Consider the following 445-nt stretch of genomic DNA (forward strand, 5'->3'; position numbering starts at 1 on the left):
GGTCGAGGACGCGGAAGGCCAGGCTCGTCATCATCGCCCCTGGAAGACGGGAGGGCGCTTCTCGGCGCGCGCTCGGGCGGCTTCCTTGACGTCCTCGCTCGCCCACACCCGGGAGAACTCGGCGTCGATCGTCGCATCGTCGGCGCGCGAGCCGTTCAGCACCAGCTTGTTGTACGCGAGCGTCAGCGGCGCGAGGGTGGCGATCTCGTGCGCCCACGCCACGGCGTCCTACACGGTGCCGGCTCGGTCGACCAGTCCACACGCCAGCGCCGCGTCACTGTCGAGAGCGTCGGCGGCGAGCATGAGCCGGCGGGCCGGGCCCATGCCGGCCAGCTTGCCCAGGGTTCGGATGGTCCACGCGTCCACGGCCATGCCGTTCTTCGCCGTCGGGATGGCGAAGCGCGCCGTCGCGTCGGCGACGCGAAGGTCGCAGGCGATGGCGAGC

At 72.1% G+C, this 445-nt stretch carries 2 protein-coding genes; both read right to left on the reverse strand.

Annotated features, from left to right (window positions below):
- Window positions 1-30 precede the first annotated feature (30 nt).
- Complete coding sequence (locus tag D9V41_RS18360; RefSeq protein WP_208006914.1) at window positions 31-222, reverse strand: Clp protease/crotonase-like domain-containing protein; 192 nt, start codon at window positions 220-222, stop codon at window positions 31-33.
- Between the two features lie 6 nt (window positions 223-228).
- Window positions 229-445 (reverse strand): enoyl-CoA hydratase-related protein (locus D9V41_RS18365; protein WP_243697325.1); only part of this gene is annotated, 217 nt, incomplete at its 5' end.

It is taken from the genome of Aeromicrobium phragmitis (genome assembly GCF_003674095.1).
Lineage (GTDB): Bacteria > Actinomycetota > Actinomycetes > Propionibacteriales > Nocardioidaceae > Aeromicrobium > Aeromicrobium phragmitis.